Source organism: Candidatus Poriferisodalis multihospitum, assembly GCF_028283155.1.
GTDB classification, from domain to species: Bacteria; Actinomycetota; Acidimicrobiia; order Acidimicrobiales; family Poriferisodalaceae; genus Poriferisodalis; species Poriferisodalis multihospitum.
In genome coordinates, this window is the sequence record NZ_JAPYOK010000100.1 from 114,404 (window position 1) to 127,755 (window position 13,352).

Genomic DNA, 13,352 nt, shown 5'->3' on the forward strand with positions numbered 1-13,352 from the left:
GCTACTCGCCCATTCGGCTCGGCCTCTGGCGTGGTCGTTCAGGCGGTGCAGAGGGGGTCATCGCCGGCGGGGGGCTGGTGAAAGCACAGGATCGCCTCGACACCGACGTAAGTGAACTCCCATGGCTCGGGTACCGGTCCCTGCCGGCCGCCGTCAGGGGGGTAGCTCGGGATCCAGCCGTGCTTCTTGGCGATTGCGAAGTTGTCGGCCGAGATCCACTCGTAGGCGGGCGAAGAACCGAAGTGAGCGTGCCCCGCTTGGCCGATGTCGATCGCATATCCCGTGTGGTGCTTGGAGTATCCAGGCGGCGCCGACATCTTCAGGCGCTCGGCCAAGTCATCGAATGCATACGGCGCCTCGAATGGACGCAGGAACACCGCTCGCTGGTACCGGTGCCCGCGGTAGGCAGATTTCAACTCCAGCTCGAAGCCGTGCTCGGCCGCGTCCTGCTCCAGGGCCAGCCACGCCACGGCGGCGGGACGCTGCAGCGCCAGGCCATCGTCGATAAGGCGCATCAGTGCGTAGTCGGCTGGCAGTGGCCGGCGCTGGTAGCCGCGTTCGACGGCTTCGGTACGGACCTGCTCGTCCATCTCGGCCGAGTCGGTGATCGTCGGCGAGGCTGAGATCGACGACAAGTTCGGCAGCTCTGCCGTGGTGAACAGCTCGTTGAAATCCGGGCCGGTGAAGTGAGGGAAGGACAGCGAGTCGAAGCCTGCGGGCGCCGGCTCCTGCCAGCGCGACACGGGCTCGTCGAGGTCCGGCGGAGGCGCCCACGGCCCCATGATCGGCTCGCGAATCCAAGCGCTCGACTCGGCGACCGCTGCTCCGAGCGGGCGCGGCAAGACAAGGGTCGTCAGACCGAGTGTCAGGGCGGCAATCGCCCAGCAGCAGCGCCGCCAGCGTGAGGAGGGGGTATCAGGCGACGCCAGCAGGCTCATCAGTCCCAACCAGCGTGCGGTACAGGTCTGCGTAGAGACCCTCTGCGGCGAGCAGTTCGAGGTGGCGACCCTGCTCGACGAGACGCCCTCGATCGAGCACCAGGATCTGGTCGGCATCGGCGATGGTCGAGAGTCGGTGAGCGATGACCACCGCGGTGCGACCGGCGAGTGCCGTCGCGAGCGCGCTCTGCACCAGCGCCTCGTTCTCGCTGTCGAGATGGCTGGTGGCCTCGTCGAGCACCACGATCGCAGGATGCTTCAACAGCACCCGGGCAATCGCGAGACGCTGTTTCTCGCCGCCGGAGAGCCGGTAGCCGCGTTCGCCCACGACAGTGTTCCAGCCCTCCGGCAGGCTCCCGATCAGCTCGTCGATGTGCGCCGCCCGGCAAACCGCGGCAAGTTCCTCGTCGGTCGCGCCCGGTCGGGCATAACGCAGGTTGGCCGCGATGGTGTCGTGGAATAGGTGCGGATCCTGCGAGACGACGCCGATGTGAGATCGCAGCGATGCTGACGTGACATCGCGCACGTCGTGCCCGTCGATGGACACGGCGCCGCTGTCGACGTCGTACAGCCTGGCAATCAGCGCAGCCAGAGTCGTCTTGCCGGCGCCTGACGGTCCGACGAGCGCAACCGTCTGGCCCGGCTCGATGACTGCGGACACGCTGTCGAGCACCGGTCCCGCCGCGGTGTCGCTGTGTTGATGGGGCGTCGCAGGTGCTCCGCCCAGCTCGAGCAGCATCTGGCTGTCGGCGGCGGGGTAGGTGAAGATCACGTCGCGCAGTTCGATCCGCCCGTCCACGGACTCGAGCTCGACGGCGTCTGAGCGGTCGTCAATCGGGTTCGGCAGGTCGAGCACCGCGAACACGCGCTCGAACGAGACCAGCGCTGTCATCACGTCGACCCGGGCGTTCGTGAGGCTGGTCAGCGGCATGTAGATCCGCACCACCATCAACCCCATGGCCACCAGCGTCCCGACCGTGAGCGCGCCCGAAATCACCAGATGTGCGCCGACCCAGTACAGCATCGCGGCCCCGACGGCCCCCACCAGGCTGAGGCCGATGAAGAACGCTCGCCCGTAGAGCGCACTGCGCACGCCGATGTCGCGCACGGTCCGCGCCGAGCGGCTGAACCCAGCCCGCTCGATGTCATGCCGCCCGAACAGCTTGACCAGCAGCGCGCCGGCCACATTCAAGCGCTCGGTCATCACGGTGTTCATCGCTGCGTTGTGCTCCATGCTCTGGCGCGTCAACGCTTGCAGCCGTCGGCCCACTCGCTTCGTCGGTGCAATGAACACCGGCAGCAGCGCGAGCGCGAGCAGCGTCAGGCGCCACTCCAGTGCCAGCATGGCCACGAGCGTCGTGGCGAGCACGATCGTGTTGGACACCACCGAGCTGAGCGTGCCGGTGAACGCCCGTTGGGCGCCGATGACGTCGTTGTTCATGCGGCTGATCAACGACCCGGTCTGCACGTGGGTGAAGAACGCGATCGGCATCCGCTGCACGTGGTCGTACAGGCCGACTCGCAGGTCGAAGATGAGCCCTTCGCCGATGCGCGCCGACCACCAGCGCTCGATGAACGACAGGCCGGCCTCGCAGAACGCCGCTGCCACGATGATCGCTGCCAGCACGTTGAGCTGCCACCGGTCTCCCGCTGGAATGGCCTCGTCGATGATGCGCCCGAACAAGATCGGCGGCACCAGGAACGCCAGTGCTCCGAGCAGTTGCGCTGCGAGGAATCCCGTCAGCATCATCCGGTACGGCAGTGCCAGAGCCGCTGCTCGGCGGACGGTGCCCGGCGCTAGGTGACGTCCTTCCACACCGGCCGGGTCGTGCCCCATCGCGCCGTGTGCTGATTCCAGCGACTGCATGAATCGAACGATACGAGCCGTTCAGGCCACGGATTCGGTTTTGGCGTGACTGTTCAGACGTAGGGCCAGCGGCGCTTTGAGGCTGCCGTGGCGGCAGAGGCTTCATCGGGCCGCGTGGGTTCGGTAAGTGCCCAGCGGCGGCGCCATGCCGAAGCCGTGGGGCCCTCGAGACCCGGGCTGTCGGCGCTGTGCAGGCGCCGGCGGGCCGCGAACCAGTTGCCGGTGGCGGTCTCGTCCGCGAGCCCCTCCACTGCGGCTTGTAGCCGCCGAGTGAAGCGGCGGTTGTTCTCGCCCTCGTCGAAGCTCAGCGGGCGGCCGAAATTGATCACCGAGCAGGCTCGCCTGGGCCACGCACGGCCCTTGCGCAAGATGTCGAAGGTGCCCCGGATGTGCACGGGCACCACCGGTACGCCCGCCTGCTTGGCCAGGAAGGCCGCACCGGGCCGGAACTGCTGACCCCAGCCGTCGCGGGAGCGACCTCCCTCCGGATAGATCACCAAGCTCCAGCCGCCGCGTAGCAGCGTCACCGCCTTGTCGATGGTCCGGCGGTTCAGTGCAGTTCGCTCGATGGGGATGGCGCCGACGAACAGTGCAGAGATCGCCGAGGTCGCCCGGTTCCCGAAGAAATAGTCGGCCGCAGCGCCGACCACGAGCCGGTTGCACCACGGCTCGGGAACGGAGGTGGCGATGACCGCGGTATCGACATGGCTCTGGTGGTTGGCTGCGAACACCGCCGGACCGTCGAGTTCGCTGAGCCGGTCCACGCCCTTGATCGTCGGCTGGGCGTAATAGCGCACCAGTGCGCGGACAATCGTGTCCCGCGCAACCCGGCGGGCAACCCGAGCCGGGAAGCGCCGAGCCCAGTCAGTGTCATAGTTCGCGCCGGCGTTGACCGGCAGAGGCGTCTGACCCTGAGGGGTTGCGGCCGCTCGCAGCGGGAAGTCGGCGCCTCGCATGATGCGAGTCACCGACGCCCTCGTGCGCTGAGCGCGCTTGGCCCCGAGGTGGGAGATCCCCGGCTTCTCAGACGACATCGGCCATCAACATGGGCGGATTATGGAAATGAGTGATCGAGGGGTCGCGCCCGACCACGTCGGTTGCCATCTCGAGCGCATCATTCATCGTCGAAGCCGAACGGAAGCCCATGCGCTGGGTGGCGGCCTTGTCGCCTCCGACGATGATCACCCCCCCCAGATGCTCGAGCGCATGCGCGCACCAGTACCACATGTAGAACGGGTGCACGCCGTGGTAGGCGTACGAGGTCCGGTACAGGTGCCGGTACCACTCGTCTTCGGCATAGCGCTTCTCGTACCGATGCTCGATGACCTCCGGATCGGTGGTGTCGGCGAGCACCTCTTCGAAGAAGTCGATGTAGCTGGGATGGTGCACCGGGTGGAACTCCCACGGCGTGGGGTGCGTCATGATCACCACGCCGCCTTGGCGGACGAGCGGCTTGCCCCGGTACAGGTTGAAGAAGTAGCCGAGTCCCAGGCACGCCACCAGGATCGGGTTCATGATCGAGTTGACGTTGTAGGGGCAGATGTAGGGCAGCCCCATCGTCATCACGTCGGTCTGGCCCTCCACCCGCACCAGGTGCTGGCGGTAGACGTTCTCCAGCGTCTGGCGGTGCACGGCCTCGACCTCGCCGGCCTGCACCGATGTCAGCCCGTACGGCGCCCGGATGCCTTGGAAGATGCGCCGGGCCTGCCGGCGCGACATCAGGTCGAGCGCCGTCTTGGTGCCCATCAGCATCATGCGGTCTCGCGGCGTCATCTCCCACTCGCGGCGCTTCAGGAAGTCGTACGGCGAAGGGAATTCGTTGTTGTTGAGCGTCGTCTCGATCTGGAACACCTTCACACCCGCTTCTGCCAGCAGGCGTCCTTGGCGCCAGTTACGAGTGTGCAGCTCCGAGCTCTCAGGGTCCATGAAGGATGTCGAGTGCAGCATCGTGTGCACGTTGTGGTGGTGGCGCAGCGCCGTGTAGGGCGACAGGCCGGTAGCGACGCTCTTGTGGCCGCCGTCCATCGACACCAGGTTGATGTTGACGTACACCAGCAGGTCCGACTCGGCGGCGCGCTTGGAGATCACCACCTCCTCGCCCGCGTCGGTGGTGCCCAGGTGCGTGAGCGCGTCGGGATCCTCGGCGTCGAAGTTGTAGAGCTGGCCGTGGGGGGCGAAGGCGTCGTAGACGCGGTCGCCGACGGCGTGGCGCAGCTCTGCTTCGGTCATGCGGCGATGCAGCGCAAGTGCGGCGATGAGCTCGACGTCGTCGACGCCTGCGGCGGCCGCCATGTCCAGGACCTGCTCGATGATCCGGCCGCGGATGTCGGGGGCGGCCATCGGGGGCAGCGGGAGCGAGAGGTCGTCGAAGGCGATGGTCAGCTTCATGCCCGGCTGCATGTATGCGGCGAGGGGATCGCGATCGCCCAGCGGATTGGCCAGAGCCTCGGCGATGGCGCGTTCCGGATCGCGCACCGGGTCCAGCGGCTCGTTGGGATACACGACCCGGCTGCCGACGGGCAGCTTCTCCAGGCGGAGCCCCTCGCCGTGGTGGAACAGGATCGGCGGAGTTGTGCGATCCACCTCGAGCACAAGGCCCTTGCGCGCGGTCACCGTAGTGACCCTGCGGCGCGGGCCCTGCGGGACCGGTGCGTGCGGTCCAGCCGGTCGGTGTTGGCGCGAACCCGGAACGGCGGCGCTATGGGCAGCAGGGGCCGGGGGCCGCCGGGGGAGCGCTCCCAGTTTTCGCACAGCCATCCCCGCTTGTCAGCGATGGTCACCAGCCGAGTCTCGGGGTTGACCGCCACCGGATAGCCCACGGCCTCCAGCATGGGCATGTCCGAAGCTGCATCGGCATACGCCACGCCCTGTGCCAAGTCGAGTCCTTCCTCCGCTGCCCAGTCCACCATCATCTGGGCGCGCACCTCGCCGGTGGGCGGCACGTCGATCATCTCGCCGGTATAGCGCCCCTCGCGGCTGTCGATGCGCGCTGCGATGATGTGGTCGAACAACGGCGCCAGTGGCTGGACCGCCAGCTCGAGGGCACCGGTGATGAGCACCGTGCGATGTCCGGCGGCTCGATGCTCACGCACCCGTCGCAGCCCTGCCGGGAATGCCTTGGTCAAGAACAGGTGGCTGAGCATCTCCGCCGAATCGGCGTCGAGCTGGCCCACCGGCGCACCCCTGTAACGCCGGTAGAAGTAGCGCAGGAAATCGGTGCGGTCGCGGCGGTCCCTTCGCCACAGGCCGGGTGTCTCCGCGAGGGTGCGCAGGGCGAAGCGCACTCGCTGGGGAGTATCGAGCCGCCGGGTTGCGAGCCATGCGTAGGTCTCGACCACATTGCTGGCGATCAGGGTGTTCTCGAGGTCGAATGCGGCGAAATGGCGTGCCGGGTCCAGCACTGCGGCGCGCAAGCGCTCGTTGCGGCTGGGCCCGGTGCGGGGCTGGGGCGTGGTCTTGACGCGTGCCTGGGCGATGACGGTCGGCAAATGCACGTCGGCGATGTAGGTGGCCCAGTCGATGACCCGGGGGTCGAAGCCGAAGCGCTCGCGGTCGGCAGCAGGCAGTGATTCCCACAGCTCGGTCGTGCGGTCGATCTCGTACAGCGCTTCGCATTTGCCGTAGGCGCCGTACAGCAGGACGTAATCGCGGATCTGCTCGAGTCCGGCTCGCCGCTGCGCGAGCCGGATGGTGAAGTCGTTGCGGCCTCGCATCGGCAGGCGGTGCACCACCTTCTCTGCTGTGTTGAACAGCGACATGGCCCGATCGAGCTGCTCTTCCAGGCCGCTCGCTCCGGCGTAGTTCCACTGGGTGCTGGCCGTGGGATGACCCTTGGCGTCATAGACGGGGTGGTCTTGGAACCATTGCATGGTCGTCTCGGTCAGCACCTTGAAGCGCAGCGGGTTCACCGCACCCGAGGCCACCTGGAAGATCTCCGGCTCGGGCACCGGGCCCCGCGCCGCGACGGCGATGATCGCTGCGGCAACCATGTCGACCGGGATGACGTCGATGATGCCTTCGGGGTAGCCCGGGAAGGTGTCGAGCTCGCCTTTGGCGAACGACACGAACAGCGGCTCGGCCATGCGGAAGCCGCGGATCCAACCCGGCGACGGTTCGGCGAAGGCCGATTCGATGATGGACGGGCGAACGATGGAGATGGGCACATCGCCCTGCAGCTCCACCAGCGCCTGCTCGCCCAGCGCCTTCGAATACGTATAGACGTCGGGCCATCCCAGCGAGGTCGCGCGGCTGCGGCCGGCGGTGATCATCTCGGCGTCCACCCATTCCCGACGCAACTGCTCGGTCTTGGCGGCCAGCAGCGGTAGGCCCGCAGGGCCGAGTTCCTCACGCGCGTCACGATGGAAGCGGCGCAGGCGCTCGGGGGAGCGGCTGGCGGCGTCGAGATCGGCGCGGGTACGGCGTGCGGCGGACACCTCGGCGCGCCAGTCGACGTCCATCGAGAACGGTGTGTCGGCTAGGAACACCTCGGCCGCTGAACCCCGCCGATTCCCGGCGACATAGCACGTCGACACAGCGATGAAGTGGGGCGTGGCGCCTTGGGACTGGCATGCCTCGAGCAATCGGTTGGGACCGAGGAGATTGGTCTCGATCGATGCGTCCAGCGGGCTGTCGAAGCTGACGCTGGCGGCAGCGTGGATGATGACGTCGCAGCCGCAGAGCAGCTCGAGGTCGCCGGGGGAGAGGCCGAGGCCGTCGACACTCACATCGCCGGACACTGCCGTGATGCGCCGGCTGCAGATCTCGTCGAAGTCGCTGCCCCACGCAGCACGGAGACGCTCGAATGCGTCGTTGCGCAGAATCTCGCGCTGCACGCGCCGGTTCACGTCGGTGCGACGGCCCGGCCGCACCAGCAGCACCAACTCGCAATCGGGCACCGAGCGCAACAGCCGCTCGACGAGCGCCGTGCCCAAGAAACCGGTTGCACCGGTGATGGCGATGCGCTTTGCGGTCAACGCGTCGGCGATCACGACGTGTTGTTTAGCCCCAACGAGCGCCAGATACGCGCACGACCGCCTAATTCGCCCACGCCTCAGGTCGCGGAGAGCTCGGCGAACAGTCGGGCGCACGCCCTGACCGCTCGCCAGCCGCATGACAGGGCGTACCGCTCGTAGTCGCTTCCGGGGGGTCCGAAGGTGGCCAGGTCGCGGCATGCCGGTGCGTCGGCGGCGCCGCAGCGCTGCCACAACTGATCCAGGTACTCGTCGTCGCCAGGTGGCGGATCCTGTGGCGACCGGCCGGCCAGTGCTGGCGGAGCGCCGTCATCGCCCATCAGCAAGACGCAGTCTCGTGTGGTGCGGCCGCCGCAAGTCCAGCCAAAGCTGGCGTAGGCCGAACCGCCTGGTGCCGACAGCACCAGCTGCGCGCAGGCGCGGCTGCTGCCGTCGGCGCACGCCGCCCACCAGCCGTCCAATTCGGGAATGTTCCCCGGCGCCGGAGATTCGGCATCGAATTCGATGCCGAGCAGGCCGGCGTCGGCGCCCGGATCGCCGAGCAACACGCTGCAGTGCAGGTTCTCGCGCCCCCCGCAGCTGAATGCGAAGGCCTCATAGTCGCTGCCCGCGGGCGACTCGTACAGCAAGGCATTGCAGGCGCTGGCCGAGCCCTGTCCGCACACCACCCAGAGCTCGTCAAGTGCTGGATCATCTCCGGGTGGGCTGTCGTCTGGATCGAAGAGCGCAGGCGCGCGCACCAGCGCTGCGGGCAAGGCCGCGTCACGCTCCTGCGCAGGGGAGGGCACCCCGGTGTCCGCCGATGTCGTGGATCGTGGAGCGCCGGTGTCGAGCGCGCAGATGTCGCGGGCGATGTCGGCGAGCGGCTCGTCGGCAGGGTCGAGCGGCAACGACAGCTCCGTCGCATCGGCCAGGCCGAGGGCCGCGGCCAGACGTTCGCGCTCGCATGCCGTGAGGTCGTCAGAGCTGCTCGATTCACCGTCGCCGGGCGTCAGTCCCGAGCCGCTGCATGCTGCCGACAGCAGCACTGCCACAGCGCACCCGGCAAGCGCCCGCCGCAGAGTCACGCCGGCTTGGCGACTGTGCTGTTGGGCCGCGGCGCTGTCGGTGCGGCGATTCATCAGCGGCAAATCACGCCAGCTTCGCGGCGATAGACCCCACGGAGCGCAGGGCTGTGCCGTCGGCGCCTTGGGTGACGAAGCGGCGTGTGGGTCCTTCCAGCGCTTCGGCGATGAGATCCTCAAGCAGCTCGATGAGGCTGTCGCCCTCGTGCGACCAGAAGTACCAGCTCAGCGAGCCGGGAATCGGGTTGATCTCGTTCACCCACAGCCCGCTGGGGTCGTCGCCGCCATCCCAAAGGAAGTCGATGCGCATGACTGACCGGGCCATCACGAGATGGCTCACCTCCACCGCTGCGGCGCGCAGTGATGACTCGATGGCTGCCGGCAGCACGGCGGGCAGCTCCCGTGGCGCCGTGGCCATGCCGCCCCCGCCCGTTAGGTACTTCTCGGCGTAGGTGTAGATCGTGCTGTCGGTCCGCAGCGGCCGTTCCACGGCGCTCAGCCGCAGTTCCGGCCAAGTGCGTACGGAGATGTTCAGATCGGTGATGTCGCTGAGGTAGCGCTGCACAACAGCGCCGTCACGCAGCAGCGGTGACGAACGCGCCAGCGCCTGTGCCGTCGCGAGATCGTCGACAATCTCGATGCCGATGGAAGACCCGCCGAAACGAGGCTTGACGATCAGCGGAACTCCGTCCAGATCCGCCGCTGCATCGTCGCCTGGCAACTCGGGGGTGAGCAGCCACAGCGGCAGCGTGGGCAGACCGGCGGCTTCGGTGGCGCCGCTGAATGCCAGCTTGTCCATGCAGATGGCGGCACTGCGCTGCCCGGGACCGGTGTAGGCCAGTCCCGTCAGGTCCAGCAGGGCCGGCAAGCCGCCGTCCTCGCCGGGGCCGCCGTGACAGCAGTTGACCACGACATCAACCGGTACCGGCCGGCGACGCCGGTCGGCCCGTACGAAGCCCCCGTTCGGGTGGGCTGCCAGCTCCACTTCAGAGGCAGACCGCGGCAGGCCTTCGGCGAACGCCGAGGCCTCGATATCGGCGGGCACTTCGTGCCATGTGCCGACCGGCGACCAGTACAGCGCCACCGGGTTGCGCCCGGCATCGGCAAGCGCATGCACTGCCTGCAAACCCGTGAGGATCGAGATGTCGTGTTCAGGCGACGGTCCGCCGAAACACACGCCGGGACGGGTCATGGGCGCGCCCCCAACAGGCTGATCCACTTGGCCATGTGGGCCATGTTCTCATGGACGAGAGGCGATCAGGGGTAGTGGTCGGGGAGGTCGTTCTCGTAGAGGACAGCATCGCCGGCCCCGAGATGTGCGCGCACCCAGCGCACTGCTTCCTCGCGGCTTGCCATGCAGCGAACCGTGGCGCGATCGTCGGTGCGGTCGTGGATGAGGGTGCGTGCACCCCGCCCTCGTGTCGCTCGGCGCGCGGTGGCTCTGTCCCAGCCGGCAGCACCGCCCAGCAGCGCAATCCGGTTGGTGCGGCCCACGATGAGCACGTCGTCGGCTATCTCCGCGGCATGCTCGCCGAGCTGACGGTTCTCGTGCGCCTGGCTACGGCCGAGTTCGACCATGCCAGGCGTCACCACCACGCGCCGGCCGGCATCCGTGTTTGCCAGCATGGACAGCGCCGCGCGCGCGCCAGCCGGATTGGAGTTGTAGGTGTCGTCGATGACCATGACGCCCCCGGGGCTACGCCCAGCGGTGCGGCGGTGGTCGGGTGTCGGCAGGTCGCCTAGGCGGCTTGCGATGTCGGCGTCGGAGACGCCTAGCACCGATGCCGCAGCCACGGCGCACGCCACATTCGCGGGCGCTGCGCCGCCGAGCGGCCCGACGGCGATCTCCCTGCCGAACAGGGTGATGCGACGGGTCACTGCGGCTTCATTGACCAGTGCGTCGGCAGGCGCACTGGAAGGTGCATTGACGGGCAGCACCGTCACATCCGCGCTCGGATCCTGTGTCGAACACCGGATGACTCGCAGGCCCGAGGCGGCCAACCGGTCGGCCTCGGCGCTCAATCCGTAGGCGTCGACGTTGAGAATCGCCGTGCGACTCGTTGCGAAGATCTCCGCCTTGGCGGCCACGATGCGGTCGAGGCTGCCGAAGCGTTCGAGGTGAACCGGACCGATCGAGGCCAGTATCGACACCGACGGGCGTACCCAGCGGGTCATTGCGGCTATCTCGCCGGCGCCGAAAGTGCCCATCTCAGCGATGAACACCTCGGTGCCGGGAACCAGGTGCTCGTTGACGCTGCGACATATCCCTGCGGTGTTGTTGAAGCTGGCCGGCGTCGCCACCACTGCCCGGGATCCCTCCACTAACTGGCGCAGGTAACCCTTGATGGTGGTCTTGCCATACGAACCCGTCACCGCGACCCGCACCGGATCAACCTCGTCGAGCCGCTGTTGTGCGCGGTGCACCCAGCGACGAGACAGCACGGCTTCGAGCGGTGCCAACATCGCCAGCGAGACATCTACCCACAGCGGCATGCCGAAGAGCAGCACCGCGACCACCGGTTCAGCCAGTCCGGTCAGCAGTCCCACACCCACCAGCACCGCCCACAGCAGCGCCAGGGTGATCGCCACCGTGGCGAGTCGGCGCGTCCAAGCCAGCGGGCTTGATCGTCCCCGAATATCGAGGCCCTGCGGACCGACCGCGACGGCGGCCGCAGTAATCGCCGGCGCCCACCAGAACGTGCCGCTCAGCACCACGCCGGCCGCAGCCGCGAGTGCCAGCACGCGATTGTTCCTGTCGAGCAGCCACCAGCGCCGGGCGAATCGCGACGTTCGTCCGACCCCGTAGTGCTCACGCTGGGCCACCCGCAGCCAGCGAGCAGCCGAGATCATGCCGGCCACGACTGATGTCCACAGCACGATCTGGTTCATCGGATCCCGCTCGCAGGCAATCGTTCGCTAGGCACGCGCCTCAGAGGTTGTCACAGCACGTCGAGGCGCCGTGAAATGGCATCGGTGAGCGACGGTGCAGCCTCCGTCGGCACGAAGTGCCCCACGCCGTCGAGAACCGTCAGCCGGGCGTCGGCGAGGATTCCACAAGCCCGCCGCGCTACGTCCACTGGTGCCGAATCGTCGTCACGGCCCCACACCAGTTCCACCGGCTGGGAGATCTCGCCGAGCTGAGCTTCATAGGTCTCGTTGACAACCGTCACGAGCACATCTCGCATGACTCCGGTCGCGCTCCGGTAGTCGGCGCTGCCGAAACGCTGCCGCATGCGTTCCATGGCCTCGTCGCCGAACAAGCCGCGCCGGTGCAGCGTGCGAGCCAGGCGGTATCGCAGGGCTGGCGGCGCTGTGGGGCGGCCGGCTCGTCGAAGCAGCGGCACCCCGCACAGCACCAGCGCCGCGACAGCGTCTGGGAATCGCGTGGCCAGTTCGACCGCAACCCGTCCCCCGAAGCTGTGGCCGATCAGCACGACCCGCGGACCGCATTCGTCGAGCGCCGGACGGACCATCTCGGCATAGCCGGCGGCGCCGCACGGTGCTTCCGGCGCTGGGCTGGCGCCGAAACCGGGCAGGTCGAGGGCGATGGCGCCGGCGGTTCCTCGCGACTCGACAAGACCGGTCAGGGCCATGTCGAAGTCGGTGTGGCTGCGGCCCCAGCCATGCAGCGCCAGCACGTCGGCCGGCGGATCACCGACGCGGCTGCCGAACAGGCTGCCGCCGGCGAAACTCGAGAGCGGGCTCAGCGGGCGAGGACCTCCGAGTCGGGCCCAGGATGCGAGCGGTTGATGGCCGACAGCAGCGCTCGGAAGCTGGCGGTGACGATGTTCGCGTGCAGCCCGACGCCCCAGTACACGTCGCGAGAGGGTGTCTCGATCTCGACATAGGCCGCAGCAGTGGCATCCGCACCTGCCCCCACAGCGTGCTCGTGGTAGTCGACAAGACTCACTTCGACGCCGAGCGCGTCGGCCAGAGCGGTCTTGAAGGCAGACAGCGGACCGTTGCCGCGTCCCTTCGCGCGCACTTCGCCGTCGGGGCCCTTGATGGTGGCCTCCACCTCTGACTCGTCGGACGACTCAGAGTCGAAGTAGCTGCGATGGCCCAGGTAGGTGTACGGCGACTCGGCATGCAGGTAGGTCTCGTCGAAGGTCTTCTTGATGGCCTCCGGCAGGATCTCGCCGCCCTCGTCGGTGATCGCCTGGATCACGCTGCTGAACTCGATCTGCAGCCGGCGCGGCAGATCGAGGCCGAAGCTGTTCTTCATCACGTAGGCCACGCCGCCCTTGCCTGACTGGCTGTTCACGCGGATGACGTCCTGGTAGGTGCGCCCCACATGCGCCGGATCGATCGGCAGGTAAGGCACCTCCCAGAAGTCGTAGTCGTCTGCCAGCGCTTCGAAGCCTTTCTTGATGGCGTCCTGGTGGCTGCCGCTGAACGCCGTGTACACCAGGTCGCCGCCGTAGGGGTGGCGCGGATGCACCGGAAGCTGGTTGCAGTACTCCGCGATGCGGCGCAGGTGGTCGATGTGGCTGATGTCCAGCTCGGGATCGAC

10 protein-coding genes are annotated in these 13,352 nt (G+C 67.9%); all 10 read right to left on the reverse strand.

Translation table 11 applies throughout. The features are described 5' to 3' along the window. Window positions 1-38: 38 nt before the first annotated feature. Complete coding sequence (locus VI480_RS11430) at window positions 39-938, reverse strand: M15 family metallopeptidase (RefSeq protein WP_323672971.1); 900 nt, start codon at window positions 936-938, stop codon at window positions 39-41. Next, window positions 916-2,805, reverse strand: a complete 1,890-nt coding sequence (locus VI480_RS11435; protein WP_323672972.1) for an ABC transporter ATP-binding protein — start codon at window positions 2,803-2,805, stop codon at window positions 916-918. Before VI480_RS11435 ends, VI480_RS11430 begins: the two co-directional genes overlap by 23 nt. Before the next feature lie 53 nt (window positions 2,806-2,858). Then, complete coding sequence (locus tag VI480_RS11440; RefSeq protein WP_323672973.1) at window positions 2,859-3,839, reverse strand: lysophospholipid acyltransferase family protein; 981 nt, start codon at window positions 3,837-3,839, stop codon at window positions 2,859-2,861. Then, window positions 3,829-5,418, reverse strand: a complete 1,590-nt coding sequence (locus VI480_RS11445) for a lactate racemase domain-containing protein (RefSeq protein ID WP_323672974.1) — start codon at window positions 5,416-5,418, stop codon at window positions 3,829-3,831. The genes VI480_RS11440 and VI480_RS11445 overlap by 11 nt, the downstream gene beginning before the upstream one ends. Then, entirely contained in the window at window positions 5,415-7,793 is a 2,379-nt protein-coding gene (locus VI480_RS11450; RefSeq protein WP_323672975.1) for an HAD-IB family phosphatase, read from the reverse strand. The genes VI480_RS11445 and VI480_RS11450 overlap by 4 nt, the downstream gene beginning before the upstream one ends. 62 nt (window positions 7,794-7,855) lie before the next feature. Beyond that, window positions 7,856-8,896 (reverse strand): hypothetical protein, encoded by a 1,041-nt coding sequence (locus VI480_RS11455; protein ID WP_323672976.1) that lies wholly within the window; start codon window positions 8,894-8,896, stop codon window positions 7,856-7,858. A 10-nt stretch (window positions 8,897-8,906) separates the two neighbouring features. Beyond that, window positions 8,907-10,031 carry a hypothetical protein gene (locus tag VI480_RS11460; RefSeq protein ID WP_323672977.1) on the reverse strand — a complete coding sequence of 375 codons (1,125 nt, stop codon included), beginning with the start codon at window positions 10,029-10,031 and terminating at the stop codon, window positions 8,907-8,909. 65 nt (window positions 10,032-10,096) lie between these two features. Further along, complete coding sequence (locus tag VI480_RS11465) at window positions 10,097-11,728, reverse strand: Mur ligase family protein (RefSeq protein WP_323672978.1); 1,632 nt, start codon at window positions 11,726-11,728, stop codon at window positions 10,097-10,099. A gap of 50 nt (window positions 11,729-11,778) precedes the next feature. Continuing rightward, window positions 11,779-12,477, reverse strand: a complete 699-nt coding sequence (locus VI480_RS11470; RefSeq protein WP_323672979.1) for an alpha/beta hydrolase — start codon at window positions 12,475-12,477, stop codon at window positions 11,779-11,781. A 65-nt stretch (window positions 12,478-12,542) separates the two neighbouring features. Beyond that, on the reverse strand, window positions 12,543-13,352 hold an 810-nt coding region (locus tag VI480_RS11475; RefSeq protein WP_323672980.1), incomplete at its 5' end, for an alpha-isopropylmalate synthase regulatory domain-containing protein.

Bases quoted from the DNA above. Each gene is read 5' to 3' on its own strand.
- VI480_RS11430 (WP_323672971.1), bottom strand. From the start codon at position 938: ATGAGCCTGCTGGCGTCGCCTGATACCCCCTCCTCACGCTGGCGGCGC.
- VI480_RS11435 (WP_323672972.1), bottom strand. From the start codon at position 2,805: ATGCAGTCGCTGGAATCAGCACACGGCGCGATGGGGCACGACCCGGCC.
- VI480_RS11440 (WP_323672973.1), bottom strand. From the start codon at position 3,839: ATGTCGTCTGAGAAGCCGGGGATCTCCCACCTCGGGGCCAAGCGCGCT.
- VI480_RS11455 (WP_323672976.1), bottom strand. From the start codon at position 8,896: ATGAATCGCCGCACCGACAGCGCCGCGGCCCAACAGCACAGTCGCCAA.
- VI480_RS11460 (WP_323672977.1), bottom strand. From the start codon at position 10,031: ATGACCCGTCCCGGCGTGTGTTTCGGCGGACCGTCGCCTGAACACGAC.
- VI480_RS11465 (WP_323672978.1), bottom strand. From the start codon at position 11,728: ATGAACCAGATCGTGCTGTGGACATCAGTCGTGGCCGGCATGATCTCG.